The sequence below is a fragment of the Microbispora amethystogenes genome, from assembly GCF_016863015.1.
GTDB classification, from domain to species: Bacteria; Actinomycetota; Actinomycetes; order Streptosporangiales; family Streptosporangiaceae; genus Microbispora; species Microbispora amethystogenes.
The window spans coordinates 103,638-120,572 of the sequence record NZ_BOOB01000037.1 but is presented as its reverse complement, the minus strand read 5'-3'; the positions used below and the strand labels follow the sequence as shown (position 1 = coordinate 120,572).

Below are 16,935 nucleotides of genomic sequence, written 5' to 3'. Positions count from 1 at the left end.
ACCCCTTTTGTCGGGTCTGGGTGGTGGTGGGTGGGAGCAAACATGACGCCGTGAGGATCTGTCAATCCCGGGGCCGGGCGCGGACGGGCGTGGGGGTCCTGCCGGGTGTCTCGCTTCGTCCCGCAGGGTGGCGCTGAACGTTCCACCGGGTGGCCGCCCGCCAGGCAATCCTTTTCCGGGCCGGACGTGGCCCATCCGTGGCGCGTCCTGCCGGGCGCCCGGTCTCGCCACCGCCTGGTGGCGCTGAAAGTTTCACAGGCGGCCGCCAGGGGGCAATCCTTTTCCGATCCGGGCGCGGCCCGGCCGGCCGGGCCGCCGATTGTGGCGGCCGAAACGAACCGCGGCCGGTATTCCCCCGGGTGCTTTTCATGGATATTTCGGCGGCGTGATTTCCGGCGTCCGGCCGGATGCCTGCGGAATTTCCGGCCGGGGGCGAAACGCCGCGGAAAGGCCGGGGTCCCGGTCCGATCGGGCCGCAAACCGTTTTCCGGGGGGCTGAACGGCGTATTACCGGAGGATTTCGTGTTCCCGGCTCATGGGGGCGGACTCCCGGCGCGACCTCGGCGATATTGTCTGGCCGGTCACGGCGGCACACACTCCTGGCAACGATTCCTCTCCCATTCTCTGGAGCCGCAGTGGACCGAGCCGTAATCCGAATTCCCGCCCGTGGAAGAACGACGTTCCGGCGTTTCGCGTCGGCCGTGCTCGCGGCGCTCGCCGTGGTGCTCCTCAGCGTGCCGCCCGTCGGCGCCGTCACGCTGCCGACGCCGAAGAGCCTGACCGCCTACCTCGACCTCGAGTGCTACCGGACCAGCGCCTACCAGCCGCCGGCCGTCCAGATCACGGTGCGGCACCTCAATCCCGTGCTCGGCAACCTGCCGGTCGAGACCGTCACCCTGGGCCAGCGTGAGCAGCTGTGCGTCCCGGTCGCCAAGAACTCGCAGGAGCCGCCGTCACCCGCGATCGATTTCATCAAGTACGTCGACCTGTCCTGCTACAAGATCTCCGGCGCCACGGTGAACACGGATCTCGTGCTCAGCCATCTCAATCCGCTGTTCCAGAACCTGCCGCGCACGAAGATCTCCATGAACACGCCGCAGCAGTTGTGCGTGCCGGTCGTGAAGAACAACGCGGTCCCGCCCGCCGACGTGCTGCAGCTCGTCCGTTACATCGATCTCAAGTGCTACGGGATCACCCCCAACACCGCGCTGAACCAGACGGTGTCCCTGCGTCAGCTCAATCCCGTCCTCACCTCCCAGATTCCCACCCACAAAGCGGACATCCTGTACGCCCGTCAGCTGTGCGTCCCGGTGCAGAAGGCCGGGGACACCATCCCGAGCGCGGTGCTCGACATCGTGCGGTGGATCGACCTGGAGAAGTTCGACGCGATCACCCAGGCGCTGCCCACCTCGGTCTCGCTGGGCCTGCGGCACATCGACCCCGTGCTCGCCGGTCTCCCGGCCGAGCAGGCCACCCTGCTCGGCGCCGACCAGGTGGCCCTGCCGGTCGCCAAGAACGGCAACCTCCCGCCCGGCTGATCCGCGCGTGTTGATCGGCGGTTGCTGATCCGGGCTGCCGATCCGGCCTGCTGATCGCTGTGCCCGGAGCCCCTCCGCACGCCCCGGCGGAGGGACTCCGGTGCTCACAGCAGGCCGGGCATGGTGTGGCGCAGGTGGGCGAGGCTCTCGGCCGCGACCTCCCCGGCCCGTGCGACCGGCCCCGTGAGCACCCCGTCGTGCTTGACGAGCACGCCGTCGCACACCACCGTACGGACCAGTCCGGGATGGGCGGCGAGCACGACGGAGGCGAGGTGGTCGAGCACCGGCGCCGTCGCGGGGGTTCCGGCGTCGACCACGACGAGGTCGGCGCGCTTGCCGGGGGTGAGGCTGCCGGTGACCGCCCCGAGCCCGGCCACCGCCGCGCCGTCGGCGGTGGTCATCCGCAGCAGGCGGCCAGCGGTCAGCGGCGCGCCGTCCCCGGTGAAGCGGTGGTGGGCGAGCGCGGCCCGCATCTGCGTGAACATGTCCCCCGAGGTGGCGATCTCGGTGTCGGCGCCGAGCCCGGTGACGACGCCCGCCCGCAGGAGGCGGCCGGTGGCGGGCGAGCCGAGCCCGGGCATGGTCATCTCGATGAACGGCGCGACGCTCGCGGTCGTGCCCGCGTCGGCGGCGAGCTTCAGCTCGTCGTCGCCGACGGCGCTCGCGTGGACCAGCGTGACCGTCTCGTCGAGCAGGCCCTCCCCGTGCAGCCGGTCGACGCTGCCCGCCCTGCCGACGTGCATGGTGACCCGCAGGCCGAGCTCCCGCGCGAGCAGCAGGTCGCGCCGGGTGGCGGAGGGGGCCGACATCTCGGGGCCGCGCGCCGCGAGGGCCATGGTCACGCGCGCGCCGTCGTCGTGGAGCACGTCCCTGATCCGGCGGACGTCGGCGGGCAGCTCCGCGTCGCTGTGCTCGCCCACCCAGCTCAGCGCGTCCGTCTGCGGCCAGCCGTACGCGAACACGCCGCGGATCCCGCTGTCGCGCAGTGCGGCGACGGCGGCGTCGCCGTGCGCGGGGGTGTTCTGGATGTGGGACCAGTCGACCAGGGTGGTGATGCCGCACTCCAGTGCGCCGAGCGCGCCCACCAGGGTGCCCGCGTAGACGTCCTCGGGCCGGAAGTTCGGGCCGAGCCCGAGGAACGCGGCGCCTAAGTAGTCCGTCAGGCTCCAGTCCAGGCCGATGTGGCGCAGCGCCGACTGCCAGGTGTGACGGTGGGTGTCGACCAGCCCCGGCAGCACGACGCAGCCGGCGGCGTCCACGACACGGGCCCCCGGCGGGATCTCCACGGCGGGCCCGACCGAGACGATCACGCCGTCCCGGACGACGACGTCGGCGGGCCCGTCCGGCACGGCCGGGTCCATGCTGAGCACGTGCCCGCCGGTGACCACCAGGTCGGTGTTGAGAGGCATCCTCGTCTCCTTGCTTGTTCGCGGTGATGCCTCTTTGTCCCACCGCATGCTTGTGGCCGGCTTCACGCGGGCGGGCCGCCGCGTCAAGCCGGCCACAAGTCGCCGGCGGCAGGTCCGACGCGACCGGTCAGGACGCGGGCGCGGTGGTCTCCAGCTCGTGGACGCGCGGGTCGCCCTTGTCGGCGAAGTAGTCCTCCGGCCGGGTCCCGTCGGGGCCGTCGGCGCTCCTCAGCGCGCGGGCCACGAAGGTCCCGAGCACGGCGACGACCAGGTTGACGATCAGCGCGAGGAACCCGGCGTAGATCGTGATCTTGGTGTCGAACCCGAGCTTCTCCAGGGGGAAGGCCGAGCCGCCGAAGTGCTCGTGCTTGGTGGCGGGGTTGGCGATGTTGTAGAGCAGCAGCATCCCGGCCGCCATGCCCGCGGCCCAGCCGGCGATCAGGCCGCCGCGGTGGAACCAGCGGGTGTAGAGGCCGAGACCCACCGACGGCAGGGTCTGCAGGATGATCACGCCGCCGATCAGCTGGAGGTCGATCGAGAACTGCGGGTCGATGCCCAGGATGACCAGCACCGCGCCGACCTTCACGACCAGCGACGCGATCTTGCTGACCCTGGCCTCCTGCGCCGGGGTGGCGTCCCGGTTGAGGTACTCGCGGTAGATGTTGCGGGCGAACAGGTTGGCCGCCGCGATCGACATGATGGCGGCGGGCACGAGCGCGCCGATGCCGATGGCCGCGAACGCGACCCCCGCGAACCAGTCGGGGAACAGTTTGTCGAACAGCTGCGGCGTGATCGTGTTGTTGTCCTTGCCGATCGGCGCGACCCCGGCCGCGATCGCCATGTAGCCGAGCAGCGCGATCAGGCCGAGCAGCAGGCTGTAGGCCGGCAGGGCCGACATGTTCCGCTTGATCACGTTCCGGTCGCGGGAGGCGAGGATCCCGGTGACGCTGTGGGGATAGAGGAACAGCGCCAGCGCCGAGCCGAGGGCCAGCGTGACGTACTGAAGCTGGTTGTTGGCGTTGAGCGTGATGCCGTCGCCGGGCGCGGGGGTCGCGTCGAACTTCGCCTTGGCGGCGTCGAAGATCGACGCCCAGCCGCCCAGCTTCGCCGGGATGTAGACGATCGCCACCAGGATCACCAGGTAGATCAGCGAGTCCTTGACGAACGCGATCAGCGCGGGAGCCCGCAGCCCGGACTGGTAGGTGTAGGCCGCGAGGATCGCGAACGCGATGATCAGCGGCAGGTCGCCGGTCACGCCCATCGTCTTCAGCACCGCCTCGATGCCGATGAGCTGCAGCGCGATGTACGGCATCGTCGCGACGATGCCGGTGATCGCGACCAGCAGGGCCAGCGTGGGGGAGCCGAAGCGGACCCGGACGAAGTCGGCCGGGGTGACGAGGTTGTGCACGTGCGAGACCGACCACAGCCGCACCAGCACGAGCATCACCATGGGATACACGACCACGGTGTACGGCACGGCGTAGAACCCCATGGCGCCGGCGCCGAAGATCAGGGCGGGCACGGCCACGAACGTGTAGGCCGTGTAGAGGTCGCCGCCGACCAGGAACCAGGTGATCCAGCCTCCGAAGCCGCGCCCGCCGAGGCCCCACTCGTTCAGGTTCGCGAGGTCGTCGGGGCGGCGCCAGCGGGCGGCCACGAAGCCCAGGCCGCTGACGAGCAGGAACAGGAGCGTGAAGATGACGATCTCGGTGGTCTTCACCGGTTCCTCCTCGTCGCGCGGTAGACGAGGGTGGTCGTGGTGACACCGAGCACGATGAAGGCGAGTTGCAGCCAGTAGAACAGCGGTATGCCGAACAGCCGCGGTTCCACGGCGTTGAACAGGGGCGGGAGGAGCGGGATCGCGATGGGGAGCAGCAGCAGCCAGTTCAGCGGGCTGCGGTCGCCGGTGGGGGCGCCGCTGCGGCCATCGCGGCGATCGGGAGTCGCCAACACGTTCTCCTATCGGACGACGTTCTCCAATCGGGCACGGACCAGGCGTGCCCGGCAGATCCGCGCGACGGACGGTCACGGGGATCAGCGGGACGGTCACTCTGCGGCAGATTAGGGACGCGCGGGTAACAGGAGGATCACCGATCGGCGAACGGTCGTGTTGGCGCGCCCAGCGACAGCCGGTCAGGCGCGGTCGTCAGGAGAGGGCCAGGAGGGAGTGGTCAGGAGGGGGTGACGGCGGGGAGGATCACCGCCGAGGGGTGGGCGGGGTCGTGCAGCACCTCCTGGTCGGAGGCGACCATGGTGCTGCCGGCCGTGAGCGGTGCCCCGGTGCCGGGATTGCGGGCGATGCGCGGATAGGCCCCGCTCGCCACCTGCACCCGGATCCGGTGCCCCCGGCGGAACCGGTGGCCCATCGGCCACAGGTCGACCTCCACCCGCCGCACGCCGGCCTCGTCGCCGCGGTCGGCGGGGGTCAGGCGCCGCACGCCCTCGCAGACGTTCATCGACGCGCCGTCGGGATGGACGTCGCACACCCGTACGACGAAGTCCGTGTGCTCCCTGCCGGTGCGGACGAACAGTTCGGCGGTCACCGGGCCGATCATCTCGGTGTCCCGGCCGAGCGGGCCGGAGGTGTAGACGAGCACGTCCCGCCGGGCCTCCAGCCGCCGGTTGTCCCGGGGCTCGGAGTTGCCGATCAGCACCGGGCCGCCGATCACCGGCGTGGGGTGCGCCGGGTCGTAGCGGTAACGGTCCGGCTCGCCGCCCGCCGGGTTCGCGGTGGACAGGGCGAAGCCCGGCTGCAGGTGCCAGCGCTCGGGCCGCATGCCCGGCGGCGGCCAGTCCGGCTCGTCCCGCCACTCGCCGGCGCCGGTGACGTACAGCCGGACGGGGGAGGGGCGCAGCCCTGATGGGTCGCCGAGCAGGTGGGCGCGGAACCAGGCGAGGGCGTCGGCGTTGGCCGCCCGGCCGTGCCGGATGTCGGCGTGGTACCACGGCCCGATCGTCAGGTGCGGCCGCCGCCCGGCCGCCCGCAGCGCCGCGTAGTCCTTGAGCTGCCAGGGCAGGAACACGTCGTACCAGCCGCCGGTCATCGTGATCTCCGCGCCGACCTGGCCCACCGACGCCGAGAAGTCCCTCTTGTCCCAGTAAGTGCAGAGGGCCTCGCCGTGATGGGCCAGCAGCTCGCGGAAGAACGGCAGCGGGCGGCCCGCCGACAGCAGATCGAGCTCCGGCAGCGGGTGGCCCGCCAGGCCCGACAGCACGGCCCGCCGCGTGCGCCGGGGCGCGATGAACGCGGCCGCGCCGCCCAGCCTGCCCTCCAGGTGGGCGGTGAGGGTCGTCCAGATCAGGGTGGACTCCAGGGCGAACGACCCCCCGACGTACGCCGCGTCGCGGAAGCACGAGGCGGTGACCTGGACGGCCATCGCCCGCAGGTCCGGCGCCTCGGCGGCGATGGCCCACTGCGTGTACCCGAGGTAGGAGGGCCCGTGCATGGCGAACGAGCCGCCGTACCACGACTGCGCCCGCATCCACTCGACCGTCGCCAGCCCGTCCGCCTGCTCGTGGACGAGGGGGTCGAGCACGCCGCCGGAGCCGAAGCCGCCCCGGCAGCTCTGCAGCAGGACCTGGAAGCCGTGCCGGGCGAAGGTCCAGCCGTACATCCAGCCGACCACCCCGGCCCGCCCGTACGGTGTGCGGATCAGGATCGTCGGCGGCCGGCCGGAGCCCACCGGGGCGTAGTGGTCGGCCAGCAGGGTCACGCCGTCCGGCATCGGCACGGGCACGTCGCGGCGGACCCGGACCCGCAGGCCGGGCGAGCCGTACGGGCCTCCGGGAGCGCGGCGGCCCACCGGCGTCCGCACCGGGACGCGGACCGGCACTCTGACCGGCACCCGGACCATGCCGACCTCCCTCCCCGGCCGAGCCGAGAGCGGGTTTCCTGCTCAGTAACAGAATATCTATCCGGAAGTCGTGCTTCCAGCCACGTCGCGTTGCATGATCGCGGTCCGCGCCGCTACGCTTTTCCCATGCGAACTTCTGCACCCTCCCAGTGGTGGCGCCGCTAGCTGGCGGCGTTTTCGCATTCTTCGCATCGAGGAGACCGGCCGCCCCGTGAGTGGCGGCCTTCTGTATGTCCGCCCCGGGGCATACGAAAAAAGGGGCGTGGACAGTGGAGATCAGCGGATATACCACCGCGGGCGGCATCGCGGTCGAGCGGGCCGTGCGCGAGGTGCCCGAGGAGGCGCTGGAGGAGATCATCACGTCGCTCGCCGAGCGGCGCGGCGGAGCCTTCTCCTCCGGCATGGACTACCCCGGGCGCTACAGCCGATGGGCCTTCGGCTACGTGGACCCCTGCCTGGAGATCGTCGCGCGGGGGCGCCGGATCTCCGCGCGGGCGCTCAACGAGCGCGGCCAGGTTGTGCTGCCCGTCGTCGCCTCCTGCCTGCTGGCGGCGGGCAAGCCGGTGTCGGAGCCGACGCCCGGCTTCGTCGAGGTGCACGTCCCCGAGTCGGAGGACCTGCTCCCGGAGGAGATGCGCAGCCGCCGGCCCACCGTCTTCACCGCCATCCGCGAGGTCATCGCCGCCTTCCGCGGCGACGACCCGCACCTCGGCCTGTACGGCGCCTTCGGCTACGACCTCGCCTTCCAGTTCGAGCCGATCCGCTACCGCCTCACCCGCCCCGGCGACCAGCGCGACCTGGTGCTCCATCTTCCGGACCGGCTCGTCGTGATCGACCGGGTCCGTGAGACCACCACGGAGTTCCGCTACGAGTTCACCGTGGACGGCGCCTCCACCCAGGGCATGGAGCGCTCCGGCGAGACGACGCCCCTCGTCACGCCCGGCGCGGTCCCGCCCGACCCGGTCCGGGGCACCTACTCCCGCGTCGTCGCCGAGGCCAAGGAGAAGTTCCAGCGCGGCGACCTGTTCGAGGTCGTCCCCGGCCAGGTCTTCCACTCGGTCTGCACCGATCCCGCCGCCTTCTACCGGTCCCTGCGCACCGCCAACCCCGCGCCGTACGAGTTCCTGCTGAACCTCGGCGACGGAGAGCACCTCGTCGGCGCCTCGCCCGAGATGTACGTGCGGGTGACGGGCGACCGGATCGAGACCTGCCCGATCTCCGGCACCATCGCCCGCGGGGCCGACCCGGTCGAGGACGCCGAGGCGATCCGCACCCTCCTGTCCAGCGTGAAGGAGGAGTCGGAGCTGACCATGTGCACGGACGTGGACCGCAACGACAAGTCGCGCATCTGCGTCCCCGGCAGCGTCCGGGTGATCGGCCGCCGGCAGATCGAGATGTACTCCCGGCTGATCCACACCGTCGACCACATCGAGGGCCGCCTGCGCCCCGAGTTCGACGCGCTCGACGCGTTCCTCACCCACATGTGGGCGGTCACGGTCACCGGCGCCCCCAAGACGTGGGCCATGCAGTTCATCGAGGACCACGAGGAGACCACCCGGCGCTGGTACGGCGGCGCCGTCGGCTTCATCGGCTTCGACGGCTCGATGAACACCGGCCTTACCCTGCGCACCGCGCAGATCCGCGACGGCGTGGCCACCGTGCGCGCCGGGGCCACGCTGCTCTACGACTCCGACCCCGAGGCCGAGGAGCGGGAGACCGAGCTCAAGGCCAGCGCCCTGCTCGGCGCGCTCGCCGCGGCCACCCGCCCGCGGGAGGACGCCCCGGCGGCACCCCCCGCCGACCTGCCGGGGGAGGGCCACCGGGTGCTGCTCGTCGACCACGAGGACTCCTTCGTCAACACCCTCGCCGACTACTTCCGGCAGCAGGGCGCGTCGGTGGTCACGCTGCGGCACGGCTTCCCGATGGAGAAGCTCGACGAGATCGCGCCCACGCTCGTGGTGCTGTCGCCCGGCCCCGGCTGGCCGTCCGACTTCGGCTGCGCCGCCCTGCTGGAGGCGTTGTACGCCCGGAGGCTGCCGGTCTTCGGGGTGTGCCTCGGCCTGCAGGCGATGGTCGAGCAGGCGGGCGGCACGCTGGAACTGCTGCCGTACCCCGAGCACGGCAAGCGCGGGCGCGTCCGGCGCGAGGGCGACAGCGCGCTGCTCGACGGGCTGCCCGGCGAGTTCGTCGCGGCCCGCTACCACTCCCTGCACGCCAAGGAGCCGGGGGTCACCGGCTTCCGGGTCACGGCGTTCACGCCGGACGGCGCGGCGATGGCCGTGGAGGACACCGAGAACCTGCGCTTCGGCGTCCAGTTCCACCCCGAGTCGATCCTGACGACCGAGGGCCGCGCGGGGGCGAGGATCATCGCCAACGTGCTGCGTCTCTGCGCCCGGTAGACGGCGGGTAAAGAGCCGTCCTCGGACGGCGCCGGCGCGGCGGGGGAGCCGTAGAGTCCTCTGCCGTGCCGGAGACGCGACTTCATGCCCCGCCGCTTCCCGCGGACCCGTTGCTTTCGGCGGACCCGCTGCCCGTGCCCGTCCCCGACACGGTGCGGGCGGCCCTGCTCGCGCCGATGGTCGACCAGCACTGCCACGGGGTGCGGCGCGACGACCCGCCGCGTTCGGGGTTCGAGCAGCTGGTCGCCGAGGGCGGCGCGCCCGCGCCGCCCGGGACCACCCACTTCGACACCCCGGCGGGCGCGGCCATCCGGCGCTGGTGCGCGCCGGTCCTCGGCCTGGAGCCGCACGCGTCGGCCGCGGTGTACCTGTCCCGCCGCACCGAGCTCGGCGCCGCCGAGGTCAACCGGCGGCTGCTGCGCGGCGCCGGCGTCTCGGCCTTCCTGGTGGACACCGGCCCGGAGGCCCCCGACCTGCTCGGCCCGGCCGAGATGGGGCGGCTCGGTGGCGCCGTCGCCGACGAGATCGTCCGGCTGGAGCAGGTCGAGCGGGACGTCGCCGAGGCGGGCCTGCCCGCCGTCGACTACGCGGGCGCGCTGCGGGACGAGCTCACCGCCCGCGCGGCCCGCGCCGCCGGGCTGAAGACGGTCGCCGCGCACCGCCGCCGGCCCGGCGCCGACCCGTCCCGGCCCTCCCGCGGCAGCGTGATCGCCGCGGCCGGCCGCAGGCTCGCCGATCCCAAGGCCCGCCTCGCCGACCCGGTCCTCGTACGGCACCTGCTGTGGGCCGCCGCCGACGTGGCGAGGGAGCGGAGCCTGCCGATCCAGATCCACACGGCCGACCCGGCGGGGCTCACGGGGTTCGTCCGCGCCCTCGCCCCGCTCGGGGTGCCGGTCGTGCTGGTGCACTGCTATCCCTGCCACCGCGAGGCGGCGTACCTCGCGAGCGTCTTCCCGCACGTCTACGTGGACGCCGGGCTCGCCGTGGCGCTCACCGGGGCGGGCTCGGCCCACATCCTGCGCGAGCTGCTGGAGCTCGCGCCGTTCCACAAGCAGATGTACGGCTCCGGCTGCCGCGGCGCCGCCGAGCTGTGTTATCTGGCCGCCCTCTATCACCGCCGCGGCCTGGCCCGGCTGCTGGCCGGCCGGATCGCCGAGGGAGAGTGGAGCGTCTCCGACGCGGCCCGGATCGCCCACATGATCGGCTCGGCCAACGCCCGGCGCGTCTACCGCCTCTGAACCGAATCTACAACGTAAAGGCAATGCCTTTGTTCCGCCGGAAGGGGCTGGAACGGCACGCCCTTTCCGCAGGTCAGGCAGGCACAACGAGGTGATCGAAGGTGACCGGAACCCGCGCCGCTCTGCCGGTCACGCAGCGCAGCAGGGGCAGTCGCAGCCGTGGGCGAAGTACGCAAAGGCCCGGACCCTCGTCAGGGATCCGGGCCTTCACGTCGCCGCCCCGATCAGGCGCGACCAGGTGGCCGCCGACCGGTTGGCCTCGACACCCTTGCGCGAGATCAACCGGCAGAAGCAGCACACATACGGCGTTCCTGTCAGGAAATGGCGCAGCTGACGCCGTTGAGGGCAAACTGGTCAGGCTTGCCGGTATTGCCGGTATGGGTGGCCTGGAAGCCGATGTCGGTGGATCCGCCTGCTGCCAGCGTCCCGTTGTACGAGACGTTGCGCGCGGAGATCTGACCGCTGGAGCCGGTGTAGGTGGCGTTCCAGCCGTTGGTGATGGTCTGCCCGCCAGGAAGTGTGAACGCCAAGGTCCAACCGTCGATCGTTGATGTGCCACGGTTGGTGATGTGGATGCTGGCGGTGAACCCGTCGTTCCAGGAGTTCATCGTGTAGCCCACCTCGCAGACGCCGGACTGGCTCGGCGAGGGCGAGGGCGAGGGGCTCAGCGAGGGCGAGGGGCTCAGCGAGGGCGTGGGGCTCGGCGAGGGCGTGGGGCTCGGCGAGGGTGTCGGGCTCGGCGAGGGCGTGGAGGTCGGGGCCGTGGAGAAGGTGATGTTGGAGACGTAGGAGTTGATGTTCCAGCTCGCGTCCGCGTCGGTTGAACTGGTGACGGGTTTGCCCTGGACGGTGAAGTTGGTGAAATGTACGCCGTTGATGTTCACGCTCGACGAACGACCGTGCAGGTTGACGACCTTCTTCACGTCGGAGGAGACGTTGGTGAAGTAGGCGTCGCGGATCGTCGCGGTGTTCTTCACGGTTCGCCAGGAAGGCGGCCGGTCCTCCTGCAGGTCGATCAGGCTGTCGGTGTTCTCCACCCTGATGTTCTCCCACCGGGTGTTCGAGACAACGGCCGTGTCGACCGCGTCGATCACCATCGAGCGTCCCGCCTTCACCACGTCGATGTCACGGAACGCGACCCCGTCCATCGACCGCCCTTCCGTCTTGGTGCCGATCTTCGCGCAGCCGGAATTGCTGTAGCAGACGACATGCTCGTGGACGACGTTCTTGGTGTCGATCGCACCGGCGGTGGTGTCCTCGTTCTTGGTCGCCATGTTGTCGTCACCGGTGTAGAGGAAGGCATTGGACAACAGGCCGTTGGTCGACTCGTCGAAATCCACACCGTCGGTGTTGTTGTAACCCGTCGTGGGCCGACAGTTGATCAGCTTGTAGTGCTTGATGGTGACCTTGTCGCTGCGGTAGACGAGCGTGTTCCAGTAGCTGGAGTCACGGACGATCGGGCCGTCGACCTGGATGTTCGAACTCTGCTCGATCTTCAGCAACGCCAGGTTCAGGCCCTGCGCCCGCAGCGACTTCCCGTTTCCGTCGATGACACCGCGGCCCAGCAGCTTCGCGTTGCTGACCTGGTACACCCGCAGGGAGGCGTGCTGCATGCCCTCGATGTTCACCCCGCCGCTGCCGGTGTTGAAGTCCGCCTTGTTGTTCGAGCCGTAGAGGACCGCACCGGCGGCCAGATACAACGTCATGTTGCTTTTCAGCCAGAGCTCGCCGACCAGGTACTTGCCGGCCGGCACGTAAAGGATATTGCGGGTCGCTCCCGAAGCGGCGTTGATGGCACTTTGGATCTTGGCCGTGACGAGTGTCCCCCCGGTGTTGTCGACCCCGTAGTCGGCCAGGCTCTTGACGTTGGCGTCCCCCAGGTGCGGCGCATCGGACTCGGGTGCGTCAATGAGGATGAACAGCAGCTCCGCGGAGTCGAACTGGACGATCAAGTAGTTCGGGCCGCTGTCGAAGGTGATGGTGTTGCCGCTTCTGGTGACCGCCAGCTTCCGGCTCTTGGGGCTGACGGTGTACGAGTTGAAGCTTTGGGCCACGGTGACGGAGAACCTGGCGGTGCCCGCTGCCGCCATCGAGCAGTGCGCGTAGTGCACCTGCATCTCGGGAGCGAACTTGGTCATCTTCTCGACGAACAGCGGGGAGCCGTCCGCCGTGACGGTGTAGAGGGAACTCTTCGTGGCGCCCGGCAGCGTGGGATCGGCGACGCAGCCGCCGGCTGCCAGGCCGGCCGAGTCGTCGCCGGCCGGGCCGGTCGCCGCGATCGCGCCGTACTCCGGCGCCACCAGAGCGGTCGTCCCGACGCCGACGAAAACGGCAAGCAGTGTGCTGATTAGTAACTTCGCCAGAGGTTTGGTCTTCACGGGGATTCCTTGTTGTGGGAGGGCACGGAGTGCTGAGCGACTCGCATCACATCCGGTAGTCGATCACCTCCTCTCGAAAAGGGCTGATCCCAGCGGATCAGCGGTGTGAACACGTGCGTCTCCCTGTCCGTCAGGCCGGAGGCTTCGAAGATCGCCGTGGGTCGTTCCGGGCCGCGCAGCAGGCGGAGCGCGGCCATTCGTCCGTCATGTCTGGTCGGCTCGGCGTGTACGACGAGGTCGGTGGCCACCCGAAGGCCCGCGACTCCCAGGGCCGACCGGCCGCCCGCCCAGTTGGTGGCGCCGACATACGGGACGTCGTCCGGCAGTTCGGTGGTGGGGTCGAAGACTACGAACGGGACTCTCCCTCGATGTCGGCCTTGACGGCGCCGATCAGTACTTCCTTGCGCAACCGGCATCGGACGACCAGGTATGTGGACAGGTATATGGAGACGATCGGCGCGTAGTGGGCCTCGTGCGCACCATGGACTCTCCGTTGATGAGGAGCGATCCGCCCAACCCGCCGAACCATCTCAGAACAGAAACTTTCTAGATGATCATAACGAAACATAAACTAGAGATGAGGCCCGTCTCAGTCCACCCGCCCTCGGTACTGTCGCCCTACGCGGGCGGCTCCGCCCTCTCACCGACTGGTCCGCTGCCCCTATGACCATCGCCTTTGTCATCGACGCCGAACTGGACGCCCGTAAGTAGAGAAATTTTCCAGGCAAACTTTCCTGAATCTTTCAGAGCGGATTCGGCATACGGCGACGGCCAGACTCGCTCCCGCTGATCGCGCGCACCGCGCGTCAGGGCGCGGTGGGCGCCTCACCCCGAGTCGCGATCGTGGGGCCTGAGCTGGTTTGCTTGGACCCGTCACAACCGGCACCGACTCAACGGGGATCTGAATGCGCAGCGTCGAGCCCGAGGTCTTCCTCGTCGCCAAGCCGTCCGTCGACTACGACGAGCTGGCCCGCTACCTGCGGGAGGTCGGCGGGGAGAGCTGGCTGGAGCGGCTGGAGCGCGGCGAGTTCGACGCGCAGGACCTCGCCGAGTTCGCCGGGCGGCTGTGCTACCGCTCGTTCGAGCCGGGGCTCAACCCCAACGTGGTGCGGGTCCGCGCCGACCAGGAGGCGTACCTGCGCAACATCCTCGCCAGCGCGCACGGCAGCGTCCTGGAGCACGCCAGCTTCAGCTTCGTGCTGCACAACGTCTCGCGGGTGATGACCCACGAGCTGGTGCGGCACCGGCCCGGGGTGGCGATCTCGCAGGAGTCGCTGCGCTTCGTCCGGCTGAACGACCTGCCGTTCTGGTTCCCCGAGTGGGCGCGCGAGGACGCCGAGCTGATGAAGCGGGCGACCGAGATGCTCGACCGGATGGAGGAGTTCCAGAACTGGATGTCCGCCCACTTCGGGCTGGACGCCGACGGCGTGCCGTTCTCGGAGAAGAAGCACCGCACCTCGTTCATGCGGCGCTTCGCCCCCGAGGGCGTCGCGACGGGCCTGGTCTGGACGGCCAACATGCGCACGCTGCGCCACACGATCGAGTCCCGTACGGCCGCCGGGGCGGAGGAGGAGATCCGCCTCGTGTTCAACCGCATCGGGGAGATCATGCGGGCGGAGGCCCCGGCGTTGTTCGGCGACTACACGGTCGAGGACGGCGCCTGGATCCCCGGCCACCGCAAGGTCTGAGCGCCGGGCGGGGCAGTCACAGCACGGCACTCAGACCACGGCGGCCCGCACGCACAGGACGTCGGGCAGGTGGCGGGCGATCAGCGTCCACGACTCGCCCGCGTCGGCGGAGCCGTACACCTCGCCGTCCCGGGTGCCGAAGAACACCCCGGCGGGCCCGGCGGTCATGGCGTCCCGGAGCACGGCGGCGTGCGCCGGGCCCTCGGGCAGGCCCTCCGAGAAGCCCTGCCAGGTGACTCCGGCGTCGTCGCTGCGGAACACCCGGCACCGGTGGCCGACGGGGGTGCGGTCGACGTCGCCGTGCAGTGGGAAGACGTACACCCGGTCGGGATCGTCCGGACTGACCGCGATCGGGAACCCGAAGTCGGAGGGCAGCCCGGAACCGATCTCCGTCCAGGAACCGCCAAAGTCGTCGGACCGGTAGACGCCGAAGTGGTGCTGGAGATAGAGCCGCTCGGGCCGCGCGGGATGCTGCGCCACCTTGTGCACGCACTGCCCGAACTCGGGATACTGCGCTCCCTCCGGCAGGAAGGGCGCGCGGATGTCGCTGTTGGACGGCCGCCAGGTGGCCCCGGCGTCGTCGCTGCGGAAGAAGCCGACGGCGGAGGCGGCGACGCCGAGCCGGCCGGGGTCGGTGGGGTGCGGGATCACCGTGTGCAGGCACAGCCCGCCGCCGCCCGGCTGCCACCGCGGCCGGGTGGGGTGGTCCCACAGGCCCTCGACCAGCGTGTAGGTGGCCCCGCCGTCCTCCGAGCGGAACAGCGCGGCCGGCTCGGCGCCCGCCCACACCACTCCCGGCTCGGCCGGCGACGGCTGGAGCTGCCACACCCGGGCCAGCGCGGCCCCGGTGCGCTCGGGGAAGGCGACCGGCGGGGTGGCCGCCTCCTGCCACGTCTCGCCGAGGTCGTCCGACCACAGGACGGACGGCCCGAAATGGCCGTACTCGATCCCGGCCAGGATCCGCGGCACCGGCCCGCGCGTGTCGACGGCGACGGAGGGGACGCCGATGGTCGAGAAGCGCACGGGGTCGACCTCGAACGGCCCGCCGTTCGAGGAGTGTGCCAGGAACAATCCTTTTCGGGTGCCGATCGCGAGTAGTGCGGGCATGCGCCCTCCCTGTCCGGATTTCGATCACGTTTTCGATTCGAATCCTGCCAGGAATCGGTCCGGCGCGCTCACCGTTTCGGTCGGGTCCCTCCGGTCGCGGTCCCGCTCCCGATCGGCGTCGTGGTGATCGGTGTCGCGGTGGATCCGCGCGAGCGGCACCCCCGAGAGCCGCAGGCGCCGTACGGTCTCGTCCACCATGGGGGGCGGGCCGCAGACGTACACCTCGTGATCCGCCCAGGACGGGAACGCGTCCACGACGTCGGGAAGCCGGCCGCGCAGCCCCCGGTAGGCGGGGTCGCCGGAGACCACCGGCAGCACCCGCAGCCAGGGGAAGCCCGCCGCCATCCGCGCCAGGTCGGGCATGTCGTACAGGTCGCCCGCGTGCCGTACCCCGAACAGCAGGTGGATGTTGGGGCGGCGGCCGGAGGCGATGACGTGCTCCATGACGGCCTTCAGGGGTGCGAGCCCGGTGCCGCCGGCGACGCACAGGATGTCGCGGTCCGACTCGGGCGGCGCCATGGTGCCGGCGGGCGGGCCGAGCAGCAGCTGGTCGCCGGGACGCGTGTGGCGGACCAGGGCCGAGCTCACCCAGCCGCCGGGCACGGCCCGCACGTGCAGGCGCAGCGTGCCGTCCGGGCGGGGGGCGTTGGCGATGGAGAAGCGCCGCCACACCCGCGGCCACCTGGCCGTCTGCACCGTGACGTGCTGCCCGGGGACGAAGTCCATCGGCTGCGACGGCCGCAGCGTGAGGACCGCGAGGTCGCGGCAGCGCGGCTCGTGGCCGATCACCTCCGCCAGCCACCACGGGGGAGTGGTCTCCGCCGCGGCCGCGTCCGTCATGATCCGCGAGGCCATGGCGTACGCCTCGGTCCAGGCGGCCTCGGTCTCCTCGGTCCAGGTCCGCGCGGCGAAGCGCCTCATGGTCGCGAGCAGGGCGGCGCCGGCGGCCGCGTGGTGCTCGGGGGAGAAGCCGTACCTGCGCTGGTCGCGGCCCAGCCCGGCGAGATAGGACGTCAGCCTCTCGGGGCTGTCGAGCTCCCGGACGATCCTCCTGAGGACGTCGAGGAGCAGGCCGCGCGGCGCCGCCATGTCCGGCGGGAACATCCCGCGCAGGCTGGGGCAGTGCGCGAACAGCAATCCGTAGAAGTACGCGGCGGCCCGCCCCGCGACGGGTTCGACGAGCGCGAAGCTTTCCTTGATCAGGCGCGTGTTCGGCGACATCGGTTGTGTCCCACCCTAGGGACCGGAAGCGTGCTCCGGTCTGTCGATCCACCTCCCTGACGGCTCCGGGTGACGAGCGACGGAGGCCCCGGCCCGACCGGTC

11 protein-coding genes are annotated in these 16,935 nt (G+C 70.9%); 4 read left to right on the top strand and 7 right to left on the bottom strand.

Features of this window, described 5'->3' with window-relative positions; genetic code table 11:
• The first annotated feature begins 635 nt into the window (after window positions 1-635).
• Entirely contained in the window at window positions 636-1,538 is a 903-nt protein-coding gene (locus Mam01_RS23630) for a hypothetical protein (RefSeq protein ID WP_204287395.1), read from the top strand.
• Window positions 1,539-1,642: 104 nt separating this feature from the next.
• On the opposite strand, the gene Mam01_RS23625 is transcribed toward Mam01_RS23630, so the two are convergent.
• The 4 genes from Mam01_RS23625 to Mam01_RS23610 form a co-directional block, all read right to left on the bottom strand.
• On the bottom strand, window positions 1,643-2,947 hold the full coding sequence (locus tag Mam01_RS23625) for an amidohydrolase family protein (RefSeq protein WP_204287394.1): 1,305 nt from the start codon (window positions 2,945-2,947) through the stop codon (window positions 1,643-1,645).
• Window positions 2,948-3,074: 127 nt separating this feature from the next.
• A complete protein-coding gene (mctP, locus tag Mam01_RS23620) occupies window positions 3,075-4,667 on the bottom strand; it encodes a monocarboxylate uptake permease MctP (protein WP_204287393.1) in 1,593 nt (530 codons plus the stop codon).
• A complete protein-coding gene (locus Mam01_RS23615; RefSeq protein ID WP_191910144.1) occupies window positions 4,664-4,897 on the bottom strand; it encodes a DUF3311 domain-containing protein in 234 nt (77 codons plus the stop codon). Before Mam01_RS23615 ends, mctP begins: the two co-directional genes overlap by 4 nt.
• 221 nt (window positions 4,898-5,118) lie before the next feature.
• Complete coding sequence (locus Mam01_RS23610) at window positions 5,119-6,801, bottom strand: CocE/NonD family hydrolase (protein ID WP_204287392.1); 1,683 nt, start codon at window positions 6,799-6,801, stop codon at window positions 5,119-5,121.
• 230 nt (window positions 6,802-7,031) lie between these two features.
• Between Mam01_RS23610 and Mam01_RS23605 the strand changes: the two genes are divergently transcribed.
• Both Mam01_RS23605 and Mam01_RS23600 read left to right on the top strand, forming a co-directional pair.
• Entirely contained in the window at window positions 7,032-9,200 is a 2,169-nt protein-coding gene (locus Mam01_RS23605) for an anthranilate synthase component I (protein ID WP_204287391.1), read from the top strand.
• A gap of 65 nt (window positions 9,201-9,265) precedes the next feature.
• A complete protein-coding gene (locus tag Mam01_RS23600) occupies window positions 9,266-10,438 on the top strand; it encodes an amidohydrolase family protein (protein WP_239101543.1) in 1,173 nt (390 codons plus the stop codon).
• Between the two features lie 314 nt (window positions 10,439-10,752).
• Here Mam01_RS23600 and Mam01_RS23595 read toward each other — a convergent pair whose 3' ends face one another.
• Complete coding sequence (locus Mam01_RS23595) at window positions 10,753-12,816, bottom strand: cellulose binding domain-containing protein (protein ID WP_204287390.1); 2,064 nt, start codon at window positions 12,814-12,816, stop codon at window positions 10,753-10,755.
• 905 nt (window positions 12,817-13,721) lie between these two features.
• On the opposite strand from Mam01_RS23595, the gene thyX reads away from it, so the two are divergent.
• The gene (thyX, locus tag Mam01_RS23590; RefSeq protein WP_204287389.1) at window positions 13,722-14,504 is read left to right on the top strand and encodes an FAD-dependent thymidylate synthase; all 783 of its coding nucleotides are present in this window, start codon (window positions 13,722-13,724) and stop codon (window positions 14,502-14,504) included.
• 30 nt (window positions 14,505-14,534) lie between these two features.
• Here thyX and Mam01_RS23585 read toward each other — a convergent pair whose 3' ends face one another.
• On the bottom strand, window positions 14,535-15,611 hold the full coding sequence (locus Mam01_RS23585; protein WP_204287388.1) for a WD40/YVTN/BNR-like repeat-containing protein: 1,077 nt from the start codon (window positions 15,609-15,611) through the stop codon (window positions 14,535-14,537).
• Between the two features lie 24 nt (window positions 15,612-15,635).
• Window positions 15,636-16,832 carry an FAD-binding oxidoreductase gene (locus tag Mam01_RS23580; RefSeq protein ID WP_204287387.1) on the bottom strand — a complete coding sequence of 399 codons (1,197 nt, stop codon included), beginning with the start codon at window positions 16,830-16,832 and terminating at the stop codon, window positions 15,636-15,638.
• Window positions 16,833-16,935: the final 103 nt, after the last annotated feature.